Here is a 21,974-nt window from a genome sequence, read left to right as displayed (position 1 = left end):
CTCTCAACAGGATGTGCAGGCTGATTTTTTCAGCCATTCACCCACATCTTTCCTCAGACACTGCCAGGACGTCGTGATCGTCTCATAGGCCCACGCTGGCATGTGGGGAGACAGACGGTAGTGAATCCATTTGCCTTCCCGGCGGTCAAGCACCAGCTCTGCTTCACGCAGAATAGCCATGTGGCGAGAAATTTTAGGCTGTGATTCAGAGGTCGCCGCGCATATATCGCATACGCACAGTTCGCCGGATTCCCGGAGAAGCATAACAATCGCGAGACGGGTTTCATCCGACAGGATTTTAAAAAGCTGAACAGGCTGTAGCATTTTTTACTCCGTTCCCTTTAGAATACATATATGATAAATCATATGTGTTGAATTTGAAATCACAGAACCTCCCGGAGGAGTAAAAAATGGAACACTTTCCTGCACTGAATGCTGATTGCTTCGATCAGCAGATTGCTGAACGCCTGCAGCTCCAGGAGCCGCCACGCATACTGATCCTGTATGGCTCGGTAAGAGAGCGTTCTTACAGTCGCTTTGCCGCAGAAGAAGCGGGACGCCTGCTGACGGCGATGGGAGCGGAAGTAAGACTGTTTAACCCCTCAGGTTTACCCCTGCCGGATGATGCCCCAGATACGCACCCAAAAGTCACCGAGCTGCGCGAGCTGGTCAGATGGTGTGATGGGATGGTGTGGAGTTCCCCGGAGCGGCATGGGGCAATGAGTGCGGTGATGAAGGCACAGATCGACTGGATACCCTTAAGCGAAGGGGCCGTTCGCCCTTCACAGGGAAAAACACTGGCGGTGATGCAGGTCTGCGGCGGGTCGCAATCTTTTAACGCCGTGAACCAGATGCGTATCCTTGGGCGCTGGATGAGGATGTTCACGATCCCTAACCAGTCCTCAGTAGCCAAAGCCTGGCAAGAATTCGATGAGAACGGGCGAATGAAACCTTCGTCCTGGTATGATCGTATCGTCGATGTCGCCGAGGAGTTGTTTAAAATCACGCTGCTGCTCAAGGGTCAAACCGATTACCTTGCCGATCGCTACAGCGAACGAAAAGAGAGCCATCAGGAGCTTTCATCCCGCGTCAATCAGGCGAAAATATAACGTCCTTTTTTACTGAGCTCAAAAACGTCCGCTTTTTGCTGTGCGTTCAACCGCTGGATGCAACAATGTTAATTCTTTGCTGGCTGCGAACCGATAAGCCAGCTCCTTTTAAAAAATACTGTCTGAGCAATCTGTTCGTATTTTCATTAGAACCACGCAGCCAGGGAGATTGAGGATTACAGAAATAAATTTGGGAAGCCGCCCTTATCATCAGGCTCTTTGCGATACCTTTTCTTTATATTTACATATCCAAAACATCATAAAGTTAAGATTTTTTGGACGAATTAGGGTATGGTTGAAGTTCATCCACTCAAGGAAAAGCCTATGTCAGAACGTAAAGACTCTAAATCACGCCGCAACTATCTTGTCAAATGCACCTGCCCAAACTGTACCCAACAATCTGAACACAGTTTTTCAAGAGTACAAAAAGGTTCTCTTTTAATCTGTCCTCATTGCAATAAAGTATTCCAGACAAACCAAAAAGAAGCAGCCTGAATCCGTTTTAGACTCTATTTCTGGAACAGAATCACCACCTCTGTATTTTAATATTTATCAAGCTACAGATAACAGAAAACCCGCTGGCTGCGGGTTTAGTATTTTCATATTTAAAAAATAAAAATTATGGTGATATCTGGGAAAAGCTATCCTCTTGCGTATGTTGTCGTGCAAAGCAAGTGGTTAGACTTTTCGTGCAGCGACCTACACGTAATCACAATGGTCAGCATACTTTCTCATGCAAAAGAGAGATGAAATATGCTGACCATTGCCCTGAATGCCGGATCAGTAACATTTCATCTCTACTGACCCAACAATACATTCATTGCTTTTGTCAGTATGTCTACTCAGGCTTTAGCCTTCTTCGTTATCGCATACAGACAAAAAAAGGATTTACTCTGTAATAACTACATTGCCAGCAACCGGACCTTTAGTACCATTCTCAATGGAGTATGAGACTTTTTGCCCTTCAAACAAGGTGCGGAAATTATCGCTCTGGATAGCAGAAAAATGTACAAATAAATCTTTACTACCGTCCACAGGAGAAATAAAACCGAATCCCTTATCGGCATTAAACCATTTTACTAAACCATTCATCTTTTTTGACATTTTGTATTCCTTAATTTGGCCTTCCGGCGAACATGGTTTTATTACAGAAACTACTTAGTGCTTAGTGCTTAGTGGGGAGACTCAAAGAAGGGATAAATATAAAACACCTGAAATGAGAACTGCTTTAGTAAACTACTTTGTATTTTGTCTGTTCTTCAAACCGACGCGACCATTAACGCACGGGCGTATATAATAATCAATGTTTATTTTAGCTATCCAGATCTCACGATTGCTGAAAAATATTTCTGGCATTATCCAGGGGTATGTGTATAGTGCAACACGTTATTAGCTTTAAGGAATTTTTTTGTCTCGTAAAATGACAGGAATTGTCAAAGCCTTTGACTGCAAGAGCGGTAAAGGCCTTATCTCCCCCTCCGATGGTCGCAAAGATGTACAGCTTCACATTTCAGCCTTAAGTCTCCGTGACTCAGAAGTACTCATCCCCGGATTACGCGTTGAGTTTTGTCGAATAAATGGTCTTCGAGGCCCCTCGGCTGCGAACGTTTATCTCTCATGACCTGTAGCCGCCCCTCCTGACTTCTGGAATCATAAAAAAGAATTTCAAAACAGGGAGAGTTTCATATGTATCAGAAAATCTATCTCAACGACTGGCTGACAGGCCTTAAGAGCTCATGCTGCACGCTGATAGGTAAGCGTGCAGTGAGAACCGTATTGACGAAGTGAAGCTGGTCAGGCAGGCAGAGTAACCCGCCACGGGAGCAGAGCACCCACCCGGTTCACAGGCCAGTCGGCGATGACATCAAGTACATGATGCAGATAGCGTTCCGGATCCACGCCGTTTAATTTGCACGTCCCGATAAGACTGTACAGTGACGCACCGCGCTCACCACCATGATCCGAGCCGAAGAACAGCCAGTTTTTTCTCCCCAGACTGACCAGTCGTAGGGCGTTTTCGGCAATGTTATTATCCACCTCCACCCAGCCATCTTCTGCATAGCGGGTCAGCGCCGGCCACTGGTTCAGCGCATACCCGAACGCCTTCGCCAGTTCTGAGTGCCTTGAGAGGGTTTTCTGTTTCTCCCGCAGCCACCCCTCCAGTGACGCCAGCAGCGGCAGCACTTTTTGGTGCCGGACTGCCTGCCGTTCCTCTGCTCTTTTACCTCTGAGCTCCGACTCGATGGCATACAGCTCGCCGATCCGTTTCAGCGCCTCCTCCGTCAGGGCTGACGGGGTACGGACGTGAACATCGTGGATTTTTCGGCGGGCATGGGCCCAGCACGCGGCTTCCTTTATATGGCCGTCGCGGTAGAGCTCGTTGAACCCGGCGTAGGCATCAGCCTGCAGTACGCCACTGAAGCCTGCAAGATGGGTCTGAGGGTGGATACCTTTTCTGTCCGGGCTGTAAGCGAACCACACTGCGGGGGCCAGCGCTGATCCGGCGTTGCGGTCGTCTCGAACGTACGTCCATAAGCGCCCGGTCTTCGTCTTCTTATTGCCCGGCAACAGCACCGGGACAGGCGTATCGTCAGCATGGAGTTTGCCGTCGGTCAGGACATAGTGCTGAAGGGCTTCATCCAGCGGTGCCAGCAGACGACAACACGCATCCACCCAGCCCGACAGTACAGAACGACTCAACACTACACCCTGGCGGGCATAGATCTCCGACTGGCGATACAGCGGTGTGTGCTCTGCATACTTTGAGGTCAGCACTCGGGCCAGCAGCCCCGGTCCGGCGATCCCCCGTTCGATGGGGCGCGAAGGAGCCGGGGCCTGAACGATGCGATCGCACCGACGGCAGGCATGCTTTTCACGGACTGTCCGGATAACCCGGAAGGCGCTGCGCATCAGCTCCAGCTGTTCGGCGGCATCCTCACCCAGGTAACTCAGCGAACCACCGCACTCCGGGCAACACGGCTCAGTCGGCAGCAGCCGCTTCTCATCCCGTGGGAGTGACTCAGGGAACGGTTTGCGGGTGCGGGTCTGACGCAGCGGGCGCTGCACTGCCGGGTCATCCACCCGGCCGGTCAGCGTATCGCTTTCCTGCTGCAGCAGGTTCAGGTCAGCTTCCATTTGCGCGATACGGCGGGATACCTTTTCGGAACGACTGCCGAAGTTCATCCGGCGCAGCTTATCCAGTTGCGCCTGCAGATGGTCTATTTCGCGTTCCCGGTTGCTCAGCTTTTCCTGCAGGGCGTGGATCAACGCTTCCTGTTCGGCCAGGCGCTGTTTCAGCAGAAGGATGTCGTCAGAAGAGGTATCGTTCATAAGCCTGTATTTTACCAGGCTTATTCTGCGACAACCAGGATAAAGAGCGCTACAACATGGTCAGGGATGTCAGTAACCGCTTTGGCTGTCGCCAGTCGATACCTTCCATCAGCATCGCCAGTTGCGCCGGCGTCAGGAACACTTTGCCATCGCGGGCTGAGGGCCAGGCGAAGCGACCACGTTCCAGTCGCTTTGTCAGCAGGCACAGACCATCGCCGGTGGACCAGAGCAGTTTTACCTGACTGCCGCTGCGTCCCCGGAAGATGAAGACGTGGCCGGACATCGGGTCATCTTTCAGCGCGGTCTGCACCTTTGCGGCGAGGCCATTGAAGCCGTTGCGCATATCGGTGATACCGGCAACCAGCCAGATTTTTGTGCCTGCGGGAAGATTTATCATACCGGCCCCCGCATCAGTTCGCGCAGGACAGTGCTCATGAGTTCAGCAGAGGGATGAGTCAGTGTTATTTCTCCTCCCCGACATTTTATGTGGCAGGTAGCGGGAGGAGAGCAGGATGGTAGTTCGAAGGTTGGGAGAGAAGAGCCCGCCTGAAGCTGCACGGGTATCAGGGCAGGAAGCGACGATGAGTTTTTTCGGGGCCGACAGACCCGCCCTTCACGCTGCCAGAGCCTTATCCATTTAAAGAGCAGGTTATCATTGACGTCATGTTTCCGGGCCAGTGCGGCAATACTGCCTTCTTCTTCAAGAGCCAGCCTGACCAGTTCCATTTTGAATTCAGGGGAATAGTGTTTCCGGGGAAGTCTTTCTTTAGCGCGCATGAGGTGTCCACCTGCAAAATAAGTGGGTGCTTAAGTTAAAGGATCCTGGATTCGGGACCAGACGGTACTCAGACGACGCTTACGCTGATAGTGACTCTGCTTGTTTTCATCTAATCTGTTAGTTCACCGCATATTGATGGTGCAAATAGACCGGTAAGAGTTGCAATCGCGTTGGCGTACCTGTGTTGAGCCCGTCAGGGTGATATGCTTGCGTCACACCCCAAATGCCTGTGATGCACAAAGGATGAAAGCCAGGGGATTTCTGATCTTGAAGGTTCGCTGCGCGAGAAGCAGGAAATTTCAGACACAAAAAAACCACCCGTAGGTGGTTTCACGACACTGCTTATTGCTTTGATTATTCTTTTCTTTCCCATGGTACCCGGAGTGGGACTTGAACCCACACAGCGCGAACGCCGAGGGATTTTAAATCCCTTGTGTCTACCGATTCCACCATCCGGGCTCGGGAAGAAATTGGAGGCGCGTTCCGGAGTCGAACCGGACTAGACGGATTTGCAATCCGCTACATAACCGCTTTGCTAACGCGCCGAAATCTTCTGGCTTTTCAGCCGACATCCGCTATTGCCGATGTCTTTAATTTGGAGCGGGAAACGAGACTCGAACTCGCGACCCCGACCTTGGCAAGGTCGTGCTCTACCAACTGAGCTATTCCCGCATCATCAAGTAACTTTGTTAATCACTTGATTTTGTTATCGTCTGGCAATCAGTGCTGCCGTTCGATGCGTTGCATTCTACTTACCTGACGCAATGAGTCAACGATATTTTTCACCACTGACGATCGTTTGCTGAAATTTGCGCCGAAACGATCACTGTTCAAGCAAATCTCCCCACGCAGCGCTCAAATACTGGAACATTGACCACAACGTCAGTATCGCGGCGACGAAGAAAAGTGCGATCCCGGCGTACTCTACCCAAATATTTGGACGCCACAGCAGCCATGCGAGCGCGGCCATTTGCGAAGTGGTTTTCACTTTGCCGATCCAGGACACCGCCACACTGCTACGTTTACCCAGTTCAGCCATCCACTCACGCAGCGCAGAGATAATAATTTCACGCGCGATCATCGTGGCGGCAGGAAGCGTTACCCACCAACTGTGATAGTGCTCGGTCACCAGCACCATCGCGATAGCCACCAGCACCTTATCAGCGACCGGATCGAGGAAGGCGCCAAAACGCGTGCTTTGGTTCCAGCGACGCGCCAGATAGCCGTCAAACCAGTCGGTGACCGCCGCAATACAGAAGATCAGCGCACAAACGAAGGGAGCCCAGGTGAATGGCAGATAAAAAGCCAATACAAAGAATGGGATCAGGATGACGCGAAACAGCGTGAGCAACGTAGGGATATTAAATTGCATATGACGGATAACTATCTGTTGTCAGTAAAATTACCCCTATGTTGCTACAGAGGGCCTAATGTTTCAACGAGTAGAAGATCTTTTCTGCCAGAGCTTGCGAAATACCCGGCACTTTTGCAATTTCTTCAATACTCGCGTTACGAAGACCTTGCAAACCGCCCATATATTTCAACAACATCTGCCGACGCTTCGGCCCGACACCTTCAATAGTCTCCAGCGTGCTGGTACTTTTCACCTTCGCCCGTTTTTTACGGTGCCCGCTAATCGCATGATCGTGAGATTCATCGCGGATATGCTGGATAACGTGCAAAGCTGGCGAATCCGGCGGAAGGCTAAAGCCCTCACCTTCCGGCTCAAAGAACAGCGTTTCCAGACCAGCTTTACGATCGGCCCCTTTTGCCACGCCCAACAAAAGCGGGTGCTGTTTGTCCCAGGGCACGTCCAGCTCAGCAAAAACGGCTTTCGCCTGCCCCAGTTGACCTTTCCCGCCGTCGATCAATATGACGTCCGGAATCTTACTTTCTTCAATCGCCTTACCGTAGCGCCGGCGGAGAACCTGATTCATTGCCGCATAATCATCACCCGGCGTAATACCCGTGATGTTATAGCGGCGATACTCGGCGCGCAGTGGTCCATTGGCATCGAATACCACGCAGGAGGCTACCGTCTGCTCACCCATCGTGTGGCTGATATCAAAGCACTCCATGCGTTTTACTGCGGGTAACTTGAGTACTGATGCCAGCGCCGTCAGGCGTTGAGTAATGGTCGACTGCTGGGAAAGTTTTGTGGTTAACGCCACCGCCGCGTTGGTACGCGCCAGCTTCAGATACCGCGCGCGATCGCCTCGCGGTTTCGTCTGAACGTTGATCTTCCGCCCGGCCAGCTCAGACAGAGAGTCTGCCAGCAGGGTTTTATCGCTAAGATTAAAATCGAGCAGGATCTCACCGGGTAAGGTGCGCATCTGACTTCCCTGCAGATAAAACTGTCCGACAAAGGTTTCAACGACCTCGCCGAGTTCTGTTCCACCTGGGACTTTCGGGAAATAGCTACGACTGCCTAACACTTTACCCTGGCGAATAAACAGCACGTGCACACAGGCCATGCCAGCGTCAAACGCCACGCCGATGACGTCCAGATCGTCTCCGGTATTAGAGACAAACTGTTTTTCGGTCACGCGGCGTACGGCCTGAATTTGGTCACGAATGCGGGCAGCCTCTTCAAACTCGAGATTTTGGCTGGCCTTTTCCATCCGGGCGATCAGCTGCGTTAATACCTGATCGTCTTTCCCGGACAGGAACAGACGAACGTAATCAACCTGCTGCGCATACTCTTCCTCACTCACCAGGCCCGCCACACACGGACCGAGGCAGCGGCCAATCTGATATTGCAGACAGGGCCGCGAGCGATTGCGATAAACACTATTTTCGCACTGACGAATAGGGAAGATTTTCTGCAGCAACGCCAGCGTTTCGCGTACGGCGTAGCCGTTAGGAAACGGTCCAAAGTACTCGCCTTTGGCATGCTTGGCCCCGCGATGCATTGCCAGGCGAGGATGGGTATCGCCGCTGAGGAAAATAAAAGGATAGGATTTATCGTCTCGCAGCAAAACGTTATAACGCGGCTGATACAGCTTGATGTAGTTGTGCTCAAGCAATAACGCCTCGGTTTCGGTGTGCGTTACCGTGACATCAATCTGCTGTATTTGCGCGACCAGTGCTTCGGTCTTACGCGATGCGAGGTTGCTACGGAAGTAGCTGGAAAGTCTTTTTTTCAGGTCTTTCGCTTTCCCGACGTAGATGACCGTCCCGGCGTCATCATACATACGATAAACGCCGGGCTGACTGGTCACGGTTTTCAGGAACGCTTTGGCATCAAACTGATCGGTCACTGGCTTGTTAATGTCTCCGCATTACACAGGCCATGGCGAATTGCCAGGTGAGTCAGCTCAACATCGCCGTGAATGTTTAATTTACTGAACATTCGATAGCGATAGCTGTTCACCGTTTTAGGACTAAGATTCAGTTGCTCTGAGATCTCATTGACCTTCTGACCTTTGGTGATCATCAGCATAATCTGCAACTCACGTTCAGACAAACTGGCAAACGGGGTTTCCGTTTTCTCAGGCTCAATCTGGCTAAGCGCCATCTGCTGAGCGATATCGGAGGCAATATAACGTTGGCCAGAATAAACCGAACGAATCGCACTCACGACCTCCTGGGGCGCAGCCCCCTTACTGAGATAGCCCGCGGCTCCCGCCTGCATGACTTTTGCAGGTAACGGGTTTTCGGTATGGACAGTCAGCATGATCACTTTAATGTCAGCCGTTGAACGCGCAATTTTACGCGTTGCCTCAAGGCCACCAATACCGGGCATATTCATGTCCATCAGCACAACGTCAACGGAATTTGAGCGGCACCATTTTACCGCATCTTCACCGCAGCACGCCTCGCCGACAACTTTAATGCCTTTTATATCTTCAAGAATGCGTCGTATCCCTGCGCGCACCAGTTCGTGGTCATCAACAAGAAAAACGTTGATCAAAGGAATATCTCCAGAATAGGGATAACGCTACCGATAGTTAATCGGTCCTATGTTAACGGGTTTTATCTCAACTTTGAAATGTAAAAAACGCCCGTCTTTCGATTTTGCTCTCGTTTTTGGAAATTAGAAGGTACGACGAGTGGAAACTTTCTGTTATGGCAACCTTTTGCCACGGTTATATCTGCATAGCTGTTTCAGAATAGTGACAAAAAATTCATATTCGTCCGTTGAATGCAAAATAGGCAGCTAAAGTTGTAACAATAATTAACGAGTAAAATACTCGAAATAAACAACAGATGGAGAAAATATATGCAGTGCAACATGTTGTTTATTTTAATGTCCGCGGCTTATGTTTGCGCAGAAAACAACCGCTGATATTTTTAGCCTCGCTTATGGTATACTCCGGCGCCTTAAGATTTGACATCGCACTTTTTCATTGAAACATAACGAGGAAAATAAATGAGTACGCCTGACTTTTCCACTGCTGAGAATAACCAGGAACTGGCCAACGAAGTCACCTGCCTGAAAGCCATGTTAACGCTGATGCTGCAGGCAATGGGCCAAGCCGATGCAGGGCGCGTGATTCTTAAAATGGAAAAACAGATCGCGCTGATTGAAGATCAATCACAGGCTGCGGTATTTTCCAGCACTGTTAAGCAAATTAAACAGGCCTACCGCCAGTAATAAGAACCCGGCTGACAGCGATGCTCTCAGCCGGGTTTGCGTCTGACACTCAGAACGATAATTTACTCAGATCAGCCCGGTTGCCGCGGCATAACAGGCGATCTGCGTTTTGTTGGGTGCATTAAATTTCTTTTGCATATTTTTCTGGTGAAAGTTAACGGTATTTTCAGAAATCGACAGAATAATCGCTATCTCTGAAGAGGTTTTCCCCTCTGCCGTCCATTTCAATATCTCTTTTTCCCGCTTGCTAAAGCGCATCTCTGGCGCCATGACCATGTCATCTTGCAGCCGCGTCAGTACCGACAAGCTTTCCCGCACCAGCAGTTGCATCCTGAGCTCTACCTCATCGTTTGCAAAGCGACTATTACGGACACTTGCACGCGATACCGATAAAAAACCCAACGCCCGATTAGGCAACATTAAGCATTGCGTCATCCCTTTACGTAAACCGTGATTGCGCGCGGCATCCCACAGGGGCTGTGCATCGCGAAATAAGGTATCGTTCCAGGGTAAATGCCCCTGACTGAAGTTTTCAGGCTTCAGCACCGGATCAATAGCGAAATAATTCTCGGACTGATAATGCGCCACCCATGCTTTGGGATAGGTCGTGTGAAGCGACGTTTTAGGTCGGGTAAAAGGTACGGGATGACGAACACAGAGCGCGTAAAAATCGAACTCTAAATGCTGCGTCTGTTGTTGTAATTCATTATAGACATCCTCTGCCGTCGCCATTTCCTGAAAGCGTAACAGCATACTCCGTCGCCAGGTGAAGAAATCATGACCCTGCATACTAAGTGGTAATACCCCTGAGATTGATAATCATCCAAACATATGAAACAAGCTAACACATAAATGTATTTTATATATGCAAATTATCGGACAAATGGTCAATTACTTGAGCATTACTCAACGACGGCAGGAAGTAACAGTATTGGGAGTTAATAATAAAGCAATAATTATAAATAGTTATGCGAACAACACTCGTCAAAAAACAATTTCGACGAGTGCTGCATGCACTATTTATTGCATCAGAAACTTTTCAAGAAACTGACGGGTTCGCGGTTGCTGCGGATGCGTGAATAAGGATTTAGCTGGCCCCTGCTCCACTATCCGTCCTTGATCCATAAATATCGCCCGATCGGCAACGTCGCGCGCAAAGCTCATTTCATGCGTCACAATCACCATGGTGCGTTTTTCCTGCGCCAGTTGGCGGATGGTATTAAGTACCTCACCAACCAGTTCAGGATCAAGCGCGGAGGTCGGTTCATCAAAAAGAATAACCTCAGGTCGCATCGCCAATGCCCGGGCAATAGCCACGCGCTGCTGCTGCCCGCCGGACAAACGCCGCGGATAGCTAGTTTCTTTACCGGCCAACCCGACTTTCGCCAGCAGTTCGCGCGCTCGGGTTGTCGCTTCGGCTTTCGGTTCGCCTTTAACAATCACCGGACCTTCAATAATGTTTTCCAGCACCGTGCGATGCGGGAACAAATTAAAGTTCTGGAACACAAAGCCCACGTGCTGGCGCAACTGACGAATCAGACCTTTCTGCTGAGTTAACGAACGCGCGGTATCAATGGTAATCTCACCCACCTTAATGGTGCCCGCCTCCGGTTGCTCCAGCAAATTAATACTGCGCAGCAGCGTAGTTTTGCCCGAGCCGCTCGGCCCGATAATCGCCACAACTTCACCGGGTTTGACGTCAAGATCGATCCCATGCAGCACCGTTTGCCCATGGAATTTTTTGACCAGGTTTCTGACTTCGATAGCACTCATTTCGGCTCTCTCTCCTGGCGATTCAGTTGCTCTTCAAAATAGTTTTGCAGTGCAGAAAGCACCGTCGCCATCACCCAATAAATCAACGAGGCTGCCAGATACATCGTGAATACCTCCAGCGTACGCGAGGTAATCAACTGCGCCTGACGGAACAGTTCCGGTACCTGAATAGTCGCGGCCAGAGAGGTGTCTTTCACCAGGCTGATAAAGCTGTTACTCAGCGGTGGGAGCGCAACCCGCGCAGCCTGCGGCAGGATTGCCCGGCGCATGGTTTGCCACCGCGTCATACCAATACTGGCACCCGCTTCCCACTGCCCTTTGTCGATGGAGGAGATTGCCGCACGCAGCGTTTCCGCTGCGTAGGCCGCCGTATTAAGCGATAAGCCAATCATCGCCGCCGGAATAGGATCAAGCTCAATACCAAACTGCGGCAGACCGTAATAGATCATGAACAGCTGGGCAATCAACGGCGTTCCGCGAAAGATAGAGATATAAAAGCGCGCCAGCCAGCGCACAGGCAGCAGCGGCGACAGACGCATCAGCGCCAGGATAAAACCCAGCACGAGACCAAAGAACATCCCACCGATACTCAGTTGCAGCGTAAAAACTGCGCCCTTGAGCAGATACGGCAGAGAATCAATCACCAGTTGGATACTTTCATGCATTAGCGTTTTTCTACCTGGTCGTTACACGTGAGGATGGTAGGCAAACAGCGCAGGCGCCCCACCAGTATGAATAAAGAGAATTGGCCCTTCATCCTTGAAGCGTTTCTGGCTGATGCCATCAATCAGACCCGCCATCGCCTTGCCGGTATACACCGGATCCAACAAAATGCCTTCCAGACGCGCCAGCAGTTTTACCGCCTCCATGCCCTCTTCGTTTGGCGTACCGTATCCCGGCGCATAATAATCGTCCCATAACAGGATTTCCGCTGAGGCCGTCAGTTCCAGCTCCCGGGCAATATCCTGCTGCAGTGCAACAACTTTGGGCTTTTGATCCGCCACGCTGCGTGAGACGGTCACGCCGATGAGTTCGACGTCTGGCATCAATTGCTCCAGGCCCACGGCCAGTCCGGCATGCGTTCCCGCACTACCCGAGGCCACCACTACGGAAGAGAGCGAAACGGCCCCTTCACACTGTTGGGCAATTTCCAGCGCGCTTTCCACATAGCCCAGCGCACCCAGTGCATTGGAACCCCCAACCGGGATCACATACGGGCGGAACCCTTGCGCTTCAATCCGCGTCGCCAGCGCCTGCAGCTGTGCATTCGGATCGGTCAGCGCATCGCACATTTCAATCTGCGTATTAAACAAGTCCAGCAGCAGACGGTTGCCATTGGTCAGATAGTTTTCGGCAGTGGTGCCTATCGGATTTTCCAACAGCGCCACGCAGTGCAGGCCAAGCTTAGCGGCGACCGCCGCCGTCTGACGAACGTGGTTAGACTGAATCGCACCCGCGGTTATCAGCGTATCCGCGCCTTCACGCAGCGCGTCTGCGGCCAGAAACTCCAGCTTACGCAGCTTATTGCCGCCCATAGCCATCGGCGTGACGTCATCGCGTTTAATGAAAATATCGCGCCCGAGGTAATCTGAGAGGCGCGGAAGATATTCGAGTGGCGTTGGCGCGCCAATAAATTCCAGACGTGGAAAGCGCGTTAAATTATGCAGCGGCATACAGCCTCCGGTATTCGTTGTTGTGATGTTCTTTTATTATGCACGTTCAGGCGCAATGAAATAAAAAAAGGCGCTGTTAAAGGCGCCTTTTTTCATCAGATGACGATTATTTCGTCACATCTGCTCCAAACCATTTTTCAGACAGGGCTTTCAGCGAACCGTCTTTCTGCATTTCAGCAATGGCTGCATCCACCGCTTTCAGCAGATCTTCATTGCCTTTACGCAGCGCCACGCCGGACTCCTGGCGGGAGAATGCTTCACCGGTAACGGCCAGCGTATCCTTGGTTTTTTTCACCAGATCCAGCGCGGCCAGACGGTCAACCAGGATGGCGTCGATACGACCTACACGCAGATCCTGATATTTGGTCGGGTCATCATCATAGGTACGAATATCCACGCCCTGCACGTTCTGGCGCAGCCACTCTTCATAGTTGGTTCCCAGACCCACGCCGACTTTTTTACCTTTCAGATCGGCAGCAGTCTTAATAACGCCTTCATTGCCTTTCTTCACCAGCGCCTGGATACCAGAGACCGTATACGGGGTAGAGAAATCGTATTTTTTCTTACGATCATCAGAGATAGTCACCTGGTTGATGACCACATCAATGCGTTTGGAATCAAGAGAAGCCAGCATACCGTCCCATTTGGTCGGCTTCAGTGTGGCTTTCACTCCAAGATGCTTGGCCAGTTCCTCGGCAAACTCCACTTCGAAACCGGTCAGCTTGCCGTCATCGCCCTGAAAACTAAACGGGGGATAGGTCCCTTCCAGGCCCACCAGCAGCGTGCCGCGCTCTTTAACTTTATTTAACAGACCTTCATCTGCATAAGTCTTCACGCTCATTCCGGCGACAAGTGCAACAGCCATTACACCCATCAGAGCCTGACGTCCCAGAAGTGCTAATTTCATAGTTACCCCGAATATTGTCATTAGTGACTATCATTTATGACTACAGTGTAAAGCGTTTGCCGTGATCCACAAACACGACTCTGTTACACCTTATTCGTTTTTAATATATATCAGAACTGGCTGTCCAGGAGGATTTCTGCATATGTCCCATATGCGTATGGGCTTTAAACTGCTCATACTTACGCAAGGCGATGCGGTAATTGTTGGTGCTGGTTTCCGGTAGCCACGGGGCAAGGTTTTCGTCGAGAAACCCTTCCTGCAGCAGATCGTGAGAGATATTTTGTTCGGTCAGATGATTCCCGAGGCGACGCAGGCGCACAACGTATTCGCGTACCGTGCCGTGACTCATTTCGGTCTGCTCGAATAAAAATTGCTTGAAGCCGATAATGTCAAAAAAGTCGCTCTGCTCTTTGCAGTGCAAATCACCACAAAAGCGACACAGTGCCACCCACTCTTTTTTCTCCTGTTCCCACTCTGCTTCATTCAGCAACGTGTCCAGTCGGGCGATGGCGATTTTATTCACAATTTGCCCGCGGCGAACCAGCGTGATCCTGTCGAGCAACTTAAAGCAATGGGCGCAATGCGTCTGGCTGTGTTTGAAATCTTTGAGGTAGCGGCTTAGAGGCCGTCTTTTTGATTGCTGCACCGTCATGAGAACTCCTGGTAGTCAATTCGTAATGCGGCATTGTTCAGGGGTAATGGTGTACCCCTATAGCTTACCCAGCTTGGTGCGTAGACGTTTGATGGCCTGACTGTGCAACTGGCTAACCCGTGACTCCCCCACTTCCAGTACCGCGCCAATCTCTTTCAGATTCAGCTCTTCCTGGTAGTACAGCGTTAACACCAGCTTTTCGCGTTCCGGCAACGCTTCGATCGCGTCCATCACGCGCTGGCGGAGGTTACCCTCAAGTAGCTGCTGTAACGGGTTTTCCTGCTGATGTTCTTCTGTCACCAGCTCAATACTATCGCCATGCTCTTCCCGCCACTCGTCGTAGGAGAAGAGTTGGCTATTATTGGTATCAAGCAACATCTGACGATACTCTTGCACAGGAATAGCCAGACGCTCCGCCACTTCGGTTTCCGTCGCGTTACGCCCTAATTCCTGCTCCAGTTGCCCCATCGCCTGTGCCACTTCGCGAGCATTGCGCCGAACGCTACGCGGCACCCAATCCCGGCTACGTAGTTCGTCCAGCATCGCTCCACGAATACGCTGCACTGCGTAAGTGGTAAATGCCGTTCCTTGCAAAGCGTCATATCGGTCGACTGCATTCAATAACCCGATGCCGCCCGCTTGTAGCAGGTCATCCAGTTCTACGCTCGCCGGCAAACGCACCTGAAGGCGCAATGCTTCGTGACGCACCAACGGTACATAACGCTGCCACAGCGAGTGTTTATCCATTACACCTTCAGCGGTATACAGTGAATTCACGATAAACAGCCCTGCGTTAAATGAGTTATCGGCATGATTATCCGTTTCTGCAGGGGTTTTAATCGGGTGAATAGTGGGTGAAATGGGGGGTTATTTAGGGGTTACGGGTAAAGCTGAATGTAAAAAACCCCGCCAGAGCGGGGTTTGCGCGATGAGCGTAAATTAACGCAGCAGAGACAGAACGTTCTGCGTGGTCTGGTTAGCCTGTGCCAGAACAGAAGTACCCGCCTGTTGCAGGATCTGAGCACGAGACATGTTAGACACTTCGGTCGCGTAGTCAGCATCTTCGATACGGCTACGTGCAGAAGACAGGTTGTTTACTGTGTTGCCCAGGTTGGTGATGGTAGAATCGAAGCGGTTCTGCACCGCACCCAGGTCAGAACGCAGGGCATCAACCTGTGCCAGCGCTTTATCCAGAGCTTTCAGAGGATCACTTGTTGCAGAGCCACCGCTTGTTTTTTCAGTAGTAATTTTACCGTCATTAGTCACAAATACCGCAGCGCCAACTTCAGGTTTGAACTTATTATCATTAATCGCTGTATCAGCACTATTTACAGCTGAATAACTTTTGACTGTTACAGCACCAGTATCTTTATCAACAGCATAGCCTGTTGTATATGCCTTAGTCTTGGTAATGTCACCATTACTATCAAGATACGTATCTGCAGATACACCTGTAGTAGCAAAGTTAATAGTAGAAGACAATACACCTGACTTCAGTGTTACTGTAGAGGCAGCTGCTTCTGCTTTTGCTACAACTTCATCTTTAGAAATTGTTCCTGTATAACTAATATCGCCCTCTTTGCCAGTCGTACCAGCTTTAAGGGTATAGTCAACCCCTTTAAAAGAGAGTGTCCCACCATTGCCTTTTTCATTGATAGCTTTGTCAACCAATACTGAAGTGGTTGCTGCTGTGTTACCAGCATTGTTAGTACTTAAGTTACCATCCTCATCGACAAATGCGGCTTTGCCGTTAATGGTAATATTACCTGAAGAATCTGCTTCAAAATCAACGGAACCCGTTTGAGTCGTCCAAGTACCTTTCTCGGTAGAACCAGCAACGCTAGCCTTTAAACTACCTTTTAAAGCAGTTCTGTCAGCTGCATTTGCATCATCAATTGTAACTGGAGTTTTGAAATTGCCGTCCTTCGCATTGTAAGTATAAGTGCTTGCACCAATTGCAATACTATCGCCATCGTTCATTTTTCCGATAGCGTCACTCGCTTTCAACGCATTATTAGTAGTGGTTTTAGTGTAAATCCCACTACCAGTCGCTGTTTCTGCTGCCCCAGCAGCAGTAAGATTACTTACTGTTGCTGCTTTATTGGCAATGGACCCCTTGCCATTCACGTTAAAACCATTCAGACCCAGTGTAGAAGAAGTGATTTCTTTCAGGTCGATGGTGATGGTTTCGCCGTCGTTCGCGCCAACTTGAATTTTCATGGAGCTGTCGGACGCCAGTACTTTCACGCCGTTAAACTGAGTCTGACCGGAAACACGGTCAATTTCGCTCAGACGCTGGGTAATTTCGTTCTGGATGGAGTCCAGGTCAGACTGGGAGTTAGTACCGTTGGTTGCCTGAACGGACAGTTCACGCACACGCTGCAGGTTGTTGTTGATTTCGGACAGTGCACCTTCAGTGGTCTGCGCGATGGAGATACCGTCGTTGGCGTTACGGGAAGCCTGGGTCAGGCCTTTAACGTTGGCAGTGAAACGGTTTGCAATCGCCTGACCAGCAGCATCGTCTTTGGCGCTGTTGATACGCAGGCCAGAAGACAGACGCTCGATAGCGGAGCTCAGGGAAGACTGAGATTTGTTCAGGTTGTTCTGGGTCAACAGCGACAGGCTGTTTGTATTGATGACTTGTGCCATGATCTTTTCCTTATCAATTACAACTTGATGTTATTGGGCTGTTGCCCACGGTTTCTCACCGTAACCCATGTATCGGCACCTTAATTTCGAACTTTAGAAAATTTTTACTTTCCGCCCTCTTTTTTCTTAGCCCCAGAAATACCCGCAATATGCCCCACTATTCTGCGCATTATTTTTGCAAAACTATCATTAAACTTTGCGCGCAGATTGCCGATAACCCGCTTAACTACTGTTTGCAATCAAAAGGAATTAGGCATGGCTTCATTTACATCTCTCGGCGTCGGTTCAAACCTGCCGCTGGATACCTTGCTAAACAATCTGACCATCGCTGAAAAAAAACGCTTAAACCCGATCACGCAGCAGCAAAGCGACAATACAGCGCGTCTGACAGCGTACGGCACATTAAAGAGCGCGCTGGAAAAATTCCAGACGGCAAACACTGCGTTGAATAAAGCTGACATATTCAAAAGCACGACCGTTACCAGCAGTAATGAAGACCTGAAAGTCACCACCGAAGCTGGGGCGGCACCGGGTATCTATACAATTAGCGTCACCCAACTGGCACAAGCGCAATCTTTAAGAACTAACTCAACGACAACAATTGCATCAACAAAAGACGCGCTGGGTGATACTTCAGCAGAAACACGCACCATTAAAATTACGCAGGATGGCCGTAAAGACCCGCTGGAAATTAAGCTTAATAAAGATCAGACCTCACTGGATGAGATCAGCAAAGCGATAAACGATGCTGATAGCGGAATTTCAGCCAGTATCGTCAAAGTCAAAGACGGCGACTATCAATTGGTACTGACCGCCAGTGAAGGCGAAGCCAATAAAATGACTATCTCCGTTGAGGGAGACAGCAAACTCAATGATCTTTTGGCTTATGACAGCAAAACCGGTACCGGGAATATGAAGGAACAGGTTAACGCACAGAATGCGCTGTTAACCGTGAACGGTATCGATATTGAACGCTCCAGTAATAAAATTACCGATGCCCCTCAGGGTGTGGTGCTTGATCTGACCAAAAAAGTCACTGACGTTCGCGTTACGGTGATAAAGAATAACGACAAAGCAACCGAAGCCATTAAAGGTTGGGTGGATTCATATAACTCCCTTATTGATACCTTTAACACGCTGACCAAATATAAAGAAGTTGATCCGGGTGCTGAAGCGCAAGACAAAAATAACGGAGCGCTGCTTGGTGACAGCGTTGTTCGTACAATCCAAAGTGGAATTCGTGCACAATTTGCCAACGGTGCCAGTGATGGCGCTTTTAAGACATTAAATGAAATTGGTATTAAGCAGGACGGCGCAACCGGCAAGCTGAAAATTGACGATGATAAGCTGAAAAAAGTCCTGAACGAAAATACAGCATCCGTGCGTGAATTGCTGGTCGGCGACGGCAAAGAAACCGGTATTACCACCAAAATTGCCACCGAAGTAAAAAGCTATTTAGCAGACGACGGTATTATCGACAGCGCGCAAGACAGCATTAACTCAACGCTGAAAAAACTGACCAAACAGTATCTGTCGGTCAGCGCCAGCATTGATGACACGGTAGCGCGTTACACGGCACAGTTTACGCAGTTAGACACCATGATGAGCAAGCTCAACAACACCAGTACTTATCTGAGTCAGCAATTTACGGCGATGAATAAATCCTGATAACACGAGGTAAGCATGTATACCGCGAGCGGTACCAAAGCCTATGCACAGGTCGGCATAGAGAGTGGCGTGATGAGCGCCAGCCCACATCAGCTGATTGAAATGTTATTTGATGGCGCGAACAGTGCCCTGGTGCGCGCTCGCCTGTTTATGCAACAGGGTGATATCGTCGCTAAAGGTGAAGCGTTAAGTAAAGCCATTAATATTATCGACAATGGCCTGAAGGCAGGACTTGATCAAGAGAATGGCGGCGAAATCGCCACCAGTCTGTCTTCACTGTACGACTATATGATTCGCCGTTTACTGCAAGCTAACTTGCGTAATGATTGTCAGGCCATTGAAGAAGTCGAAGGGTTACTCGGCAACATTGCAGATGCCTGGAAACAGATCTCACCGAAAGCATCTTCCCAGGAGTCTTGTTAATGACCTCAGCCGTGGAGTTTATCAACCGTTGGCAGCGCATCGCGCTGCTCAGTCACTCACTGCTGGAACTGGCGCAGCGCGGTGAATGGGACCTTTTACTGGAACAGGAAGTTACCTATCTGCAAAGTATTGAAGTGGTCATGGAAGAGCAAACTCCACCAGGCATTACGCGAAGTATTCAGGATTTAGTGGCCGGGTACATTAAACAGACGCTGGATAACGAACAACTGCTCAAAACATTGTTGCAGCAGCGTCTGGATGAACTCAGCAATCTCATCGGTCAGTCGACGCGCCAAAAGACGCTAAATAACGCTTATGGCCGTCTTTCCGGCATGCTGTTAGTTCCCGACGCCCCCACTGCCCCACAATAATTTCCCGTCTCGTCTGAATAATCTTCCATACTCCAGAGGTCGGCCAAACGACTTCTGGAGCACGGAAGATGAAAAATCCCACGTTATTGCAGTATTTTCACTGGTATTACCCCGAGGGCGGTCAACTCTGGCCCGAACTTGCCGAACGCGCAGGTGGACTCAATGACATCGGCATCAATATGGTGTGGTTACCTCCCGCTTATAAAGGCGCTTCCGGCGGCTATTCCGTTGGCTACGACTCCTACGATCTGTTTGATCTGGGCGAATTCGACCAAAAGGGAACCATCGCTACCAAATATGGCGATAAAAACCAACTGCTGGCGGCGATAGACGCGCTAAAACACAATGATATTGCCGTACTGCTCGACGTGGTGGTTAACCACAAAATGGGTGCAGATGAGAAAGAGAATATTCGTGTACAGCGGGTTAACGCCGAGGATCGCACGCAAATAGACGATGAGATTGTCGAATGCGAAGGCTGGACGCGCTACACCTTCCCTGCCCGCGCGGGCCAGTACTCGCAATTCATTTGGGACTTTAAATGCTTCAGCGGTATTGACCATATCGAAAACCCAACCGAAGACGGCATTTTTAAAATCGTGAACGACTACACCGGCGAAGGCTGGAACGATCAGGTTGATGATGAGTTGGGTAATTTTGATTATCTGATGGGCGAAAACATCGATTTTCGCAATCACGCCGTAACTGAGGAGATCAAATACTGGGCGCGTTGGGTGATGGAGCAAACCCAGTGTGACGGCTTTCGGTTAGATGCCGTGAAACATATTCCGGCATGGTTTTATAAAGAGTGGATTGAGCATGTGCAGGAAGTCGCCCCCAAGCCGCTGTTTATCGTCGCGGAATACTGGTCGCATGAAGTCGACAAGCTGCAAACCTACATTAATCAGGTGGAGGGGAAAACCATGTTATTCGACGCCCCTTTGCAGATGAAATTCCACGAGGCCTCTCGTCAGGGACGCGATTACGACATGAGTCAGATTTTCACCGACACCCTGGTGGAAGCCGATCCGTTTCATGCCGTCACGCTGGTGGCCAACCACGACACTCAGCCCTTGCAGGCGCTGGAAGCCCCTGTCGAGCCATGGTTTAAGCCGCTGGCCTATGCGCTGATCCTGTTGCGCGAAAACGGCGTGCCGTCAGTGTTTTATCCTGACCTCTACGGGGCGCATTACGAAGACACCGGGGGTGATGGCGAAACCTATCCTATCGACATGCCGATCATTGAACAGCTTGATGAACTGATCCTCGCGCGCCAGCGCTTCGCGCACGGCGTACAGACGCTTTTTTTCGATCACCCTAACTGTATCGCTTTTAGCCGCAGCGGAACGGACGAGGATCCCGGCTGTGTGGTTGTTCTTTCTAACGGCGATGACGGGGAAAAGACCATCAATCTCGGTGCGAATTACGGGAATAAAACCTGGCGCGACTATCTGGGAAATCGCGAAGAAAGCGTGGTCACCGATGAGAACGGTGAAGCGACGTTTTATTGTAACGGCGGTAGCGTCAGCGTGTGGGTGATTGAAGACGTGTTGTAAAGCTCAACCCCGGTGGCCGTTGGCTACCGGGGCGTATAGCTTATGGCAGTGGCGTGGCCAGCGGCGTTTTCTTTAACGCGTCAGCACATTCCTGCGTCGGGCGGTCGACCCGCTGCAGCGTCATACCGTCATATTCCAGCGTATTGCCTTCACGCTCAATTTCATACAGCTCGCGTTTCACCGTCACGTTGGTGAGATCGCCAGAGATCATCGTCAGTTTCCCCGGCAGCGCGATCACTCGCTGCCACTGGCGACAATCCAGCGTGTCGCCCACTTTTGTTACCACCAGGCTGGCAATCGCTTCCGGGCTCACCAGACTGCGTTGCGGACCTTTTGACTGCCAGTATCCTTCCAGACCGGCTGGCGCTGGCGTTTTCACCACGTCGTTATAATTTTCTACTTCGGCGCATCCGGTAAGCGCCAGAAATACAGCAACGATTGCTAATTTTTTCATCATTCATCCTGCATGCGAAGAAAATGGGATTGTG

Annotated in this window: 24 protein-coding genes, 3 tRNA genes and 1 pseudogene; 8 read left to right on the top strand and 20 right to left on the bottom strand. The window is 50.3% G+C overall.

What is annotated here, in order from left to right; all coding sequences use genetic code 11:
• Positions 1–3: 3 nt before the first annotated feature.
• Positions 4–324: a transcriptional regulator gene (locus HV334_RS10275; RefSeq protein ID WP_181221625.1), complete on the bottom strand. Its 321-nt coding sequence runs from the start codon at positions 322–324 to the stop codon at positions 4–6.
• Between the two features lie 86 nt (positions 325–410).
• Between HV334_RS10275 and arsH the strand changes: the two genes are divergently transcribed.
• The gene (arsH, locus tag HV334_RS10270; RefSeq protein WP_016153469.1) at positions 411–1,109 is read left to right on the top strand and encodes an arsenical resistance protein ArsH; all 699 of its coding nucleotides are present in this window, start codon (positions 411–413) and stop codon (positions 1,107–1,109) included.
• 58 nt (positions 1,110–1,167) lie between these two features.
• Here arsH and HV334_RS25165 read toward each other — a convergent pair.
• Positions 1,168–1,302: pseudogene (locus HV334_RS25165) on the bottom strand (IS30 family transposase); the annotation flags it as partial.
• Positions 1,303–1,433: 131 nt separating this feature from the next.
• Between HV334_RS25165 and HV334_RS25160 the strand changes: the two are divergent.
• The gene (locus HV334_RS25160; RefSeq protein ID WP_162835200.1) at positions 1,434–1,604 is read left to right on the top strand and encodes a YnfU family zinc-binding protein; all 171 of its coding nucleotides are present in this window, start codon (positions 1,434–1,436) and stop codon (positions 1,602–1,604) included.
• A gap of 393 nt (positions 1,605–1,997) precedes the next feature.
• Here HV334_RS25160 and cspA read toward each other — a convergent pair whose 3' ends face one another.
• Positions 1,998–2,213, bottom strand: coding sequence for an RNA chaperone/antiterminator CspA (gene cspA, locus HV334_RS10265; RefSeq protein ID WP_016153470.1), 216 nt, complete (start codon positions 2,211–2,213; stop codon positions 1,998–2,000).
• A 304-nt stretch (positions 2,214–2,517) separates the two neighbouring features.
• On the opposite strand from cspA, the gene cspH reads away from it, so the two are divergent.
• Positions 2,518–2,730, top strand: coding sequence for a cold shock-like protein CspH (gene cspH / locus HV334_RS10260; protein WP_049040548.1), 213 nt, complete (start codon positions 2,518–2,520; stop codon positions 2,728–2,730).
• A 173-nt stretch (positions 2,731–2,903) separates the two neighbouring features.
• On the opposite strand, the gene HV334_RS10255 is transcribed toward cspH, so the two are convergent.
• From HV334_RS10255 to uvrY, 8 genes are all read right to left on the bottom strand, one after another.
• Positions 2,904–4,439: an IS66 family transposase gene (locus HV334_RS10255; RefSeq protein ID WP_001000406.1), complete on the bottom strand. Its 1,536-nt coding sequence runs from the start codon at positions 4,437–4,439 to the stop codon at positions 2,904–2,906.
• A gap of 49 nt (positions 4,440–4,488) precedes the next feature.
• Positions 4,489–4,836, bottom strand: a complete 348-nt coding sequence (tnpB, locus tag HV334_RS10250) for an IS66 family insertion sequence element accessory protein TnpB (RefSeq protein WP_000609174.1) — start codon at positions 4,834–4,836, stop codon at positions 4,489–4,491.
• Between the two features lie 753 nt (positions 4,837–5,589).
• A tRNA-Leu gene (locus tag HV334_RS10240) sits at positions 5,590–5,676 on the bottom strand.
• Between the two features lie 12 nt (positions 5,677–5,688).
• A tRNA-Cys gene (locus HV334_RS10235) sits at positions 5,689–5,762 on the bottom strand.
• 51 nt (positions 5,763–5,813) lie between these two features.
• Positions 5,814–5,889: transfer RNA gene (locus HV334_RS10230), tRNA-Gly, on the bottom strand.
• A 151-nt stretch (positions 5,890–6,040) separates the two neighbouring features.
• The gene (gene pgsA, locus HV334_RS10225) at positions 6,041–6,589 is read right to left on the bottom strand and encodes a CDP-diacylglycerol--glycerol-3-phosphate 3-phosphatidyltransferase (protein ID WP_016153472.1); all 549 of its coding nucleotides are present in this window, start codon (positions 6,587–6,589) and stop codon (positions 6,041–6,043) included.
• A 55-nt stretch (positions 6,590–6,644) separates the two neighbouring features.
• The gene (gene uvrC / locus HV334_RS10220; protein ID WP_016153473.1) at positions 6,645–8,477 is read right to left on the bottom strand and encodes an excinuclease ABC subunit UvrC; all 1,833 of its coding nucleotides are present in this window, start codon (positions 8,475–8,477) and stop codon (positions 6,645–6,647) included.
• Entirely contained in the window at positions 8,474–9,130 is a 657-nt protein-coding gene (uvrY, locus tag HV334_RS10215) for a UvrY/SirA/GacA family response regulator transcription factor (protein WP_006684079.1), read from the bottom strand. Before uvrY ends, uvrC begins: the two co-directional genes overlap by 4 nt.
• Before the next feature lie 459 nt (positions 9,131–9,589).
• Here uvrY and HV334_RS10210 point away from each other — a divergent pair, with 459 nt between their 5' ends.
• Positions 9,590–9,814 carry a DUF2594 family protein gene (locus HV334_RS10210; RefSeq protein ID WP_016153474.1) on the top strand — a complete coding sequence of 75 codons (225 nt, stop codon included), beginning with the start codon at positions 9,590–9,592 and terminating at the stop codon, positions 9,812–9,814.
• 66 nt (positions 9,815–9,880) lie between these two features.
• Here the strand turns inward: HV334_RS10210 and sdiA are convergent, their stop codons facing one another.
• The 8 genes from sdiA to HV334_RS10170 form a co-directional block, all read right to left on the bottom strand.
• Complete coding sequence (sdiA, locus tag HV334_RS10205; RefSeq protein WP_016156833.1) at positions 9,881–10,603, bottom strand: transcriptional regulator SdiA; 723 nt, start codon at positions 10,601–10,603, stop codon at positions 9,881–9,883.
• 231 nt (positions 10,604–10,834) lie between these two features.
• Entirely contained in the window at positions 10,835–11,587 is a 753-nt protein-coding gene (gene tcyN / locus HV334_RS10200; protein ID WP_137367473.1) for an L-cystine ABC transporter ATP-binding protein TcyN, read from the bottom strand.
• Entirely contained in the window at positions 11,584–12,252 is a 669-nt protein-coding gene (tcyL, locus tag HV334_RS10195) for a cystine ABC transporter permease (RefSeq protein WP_003030474.1), read from the bottom strand. The genes tcyN and tcyL overlap by 4 nt, the downstream gene beginning before the upstream one ends.
• 21 nt (positions 12,253–12,273) lie before the next feature.
• Complete coding sequence (gene dcyD / locus HV334_RS10190) at positions 12,274–13,260, bottom strand: D-cysteine desulfhydrase (RefSeq protein WP_016153476.1); 987 nt, start codon at positions 13,258–13,260, stop codon at positions 12,274–12,276.
• Between the two features lie 106 nt (positions 13,261–13,366).
• Positions 13,367–14,167 (bottom strand): cystine ABC transporter substrate-binding protein, encoded by an 801-nt coding sequence (gene tcyJ, locus HV334_RS10185; protein ID WP_016156835.1) that lies wholly within the window; start codon positions 14,165–14,167, stop codon positions 13,367–13,369.
• A gap of 100 nt (positions 14,168–14,267) precedes the next feature.
• Positions 14,268–14,819 (bottom strand): flagella biosynthesis regulatory protein FliZ, encoded by a 552-nt coding sequence (gene fliZ / locus HV334_RS10180; protein ID WP_016153478.1) that lies wholly within the window; start codon positions 14,817–14,819, stop codon positions 14,268–14,270.
• Positions 14,820–14,876: 57 nt separating this feature from the next.
• On the bottom strand, positions 14,877–15,596 hold the full coding sequence (gene fliA, locus HV334_RS10175; RefSeq protein ID WP_016153479.1) for an RNA polymerase sigma factor FliA: 720 nt from the start codon (positions 15,594–15,596) through the stop codon (positions 14,877–14,879).
• A gap of 162 nt (positions 15,597–15,758) precedes the next feature.
• The gene (locus HV334_RS10170) at positions 15,759–17,468 is read right to left on the bottom strand and encodes a FliC/FljB family flagellin (protein WP_181221623.1); all 1,710 of its coding nucleotides are present in this window, start codon (positions 17,466–17,468) and stop codon (positions 15,759–15,761) included.
• A gap of 255 nt (positions 17,469–17,723) precedes the next feature.
• On the opposite strand from HV334_RS10170, the gene fliD reads away from it, so the two are divergent.
• The 4 genes from fliD (at position 17,724) to amyA (ending at position 21,486) form a co-directional block, all read left to right on the top strand.
• A complete protein-coding gene (gene fliD, locus HV334_RS10165) occupies positions 17,724–19,136 on the top strand; it encodes a flagellar filament capping protein FliD (protein WP_181221621.1) in 1,413 nt (470 codons plus the stop codon).
• Positions 19,137–19,151: 15 nt separating this feature from the next.
• A complete protein-coding gene (gene fliS, locus HV334_RS10160) occupies positions 19,152–19,559 on the top strand; it encodes a flagellar export chaperone FliS (RefSeq protein ID WP_181221619.1) in 408 nt (135 codons plus the stop codon).
• On the top strand, positions 19,559–19,930 hold the full coding sequence (gene fliT, locus HV334_RS10155) for a flagella biosynthesis regulatory protein FliT (protein WP_003030458.1): 372 nt from the start codon (positions 19,559–19,561) through the stop codon (positions 19,928–19,930). Before fliS ends, fliT begins: the two co-directional genes overlap by 1 nt.
• Before the next feature lie 68 nt (positions 19,931–19,998).
• The gene (gene amyA, locus HV334_RS10150) at positions 19,999–21,486 is read left to right on the top strand and encodes an alpha-amylase (protein WP_016156839.1); all 1,488 of its coding nucleotides are present in this window, start codon (positions 19,999–20,001) and stop codon (positions 21,484–21,486) included.
• Between the two features lie 40 nt (positions 21,487–21,526).
• Here the strand turns inward: amyA and yedD are convergent, their stop codons facing one another.
• Complete coding sequence (yedD, locus tag HV334_RS10145; RefSeq protein ID WP_181221876.1) at positions 21,527–21,940, bottom strand: lipoprotein YedD; 414 nt, start codon at positions 21,938–21,940, stop codon at positions 21,527–21,529.
• Positions 21,941–21,974 lie beyond the last annotated feature (34 nt).

It is taken from the genome of Citrobacter sp. RHBSTW-00944, assembly GCF_013615435.1.
Taxonomy (GTDB): Bacteria; Pseudomonadota; Gammaproteobacteria; order Enterobacterales; family Enterobacteriaceae; genus Citrobacter; species Citrobacter braakii.
The sequence above is the reverse complement of the archived record's forward strand: the minus strand, read 5'-3'. Positions and strand labels throughout refer to the sequence as shown.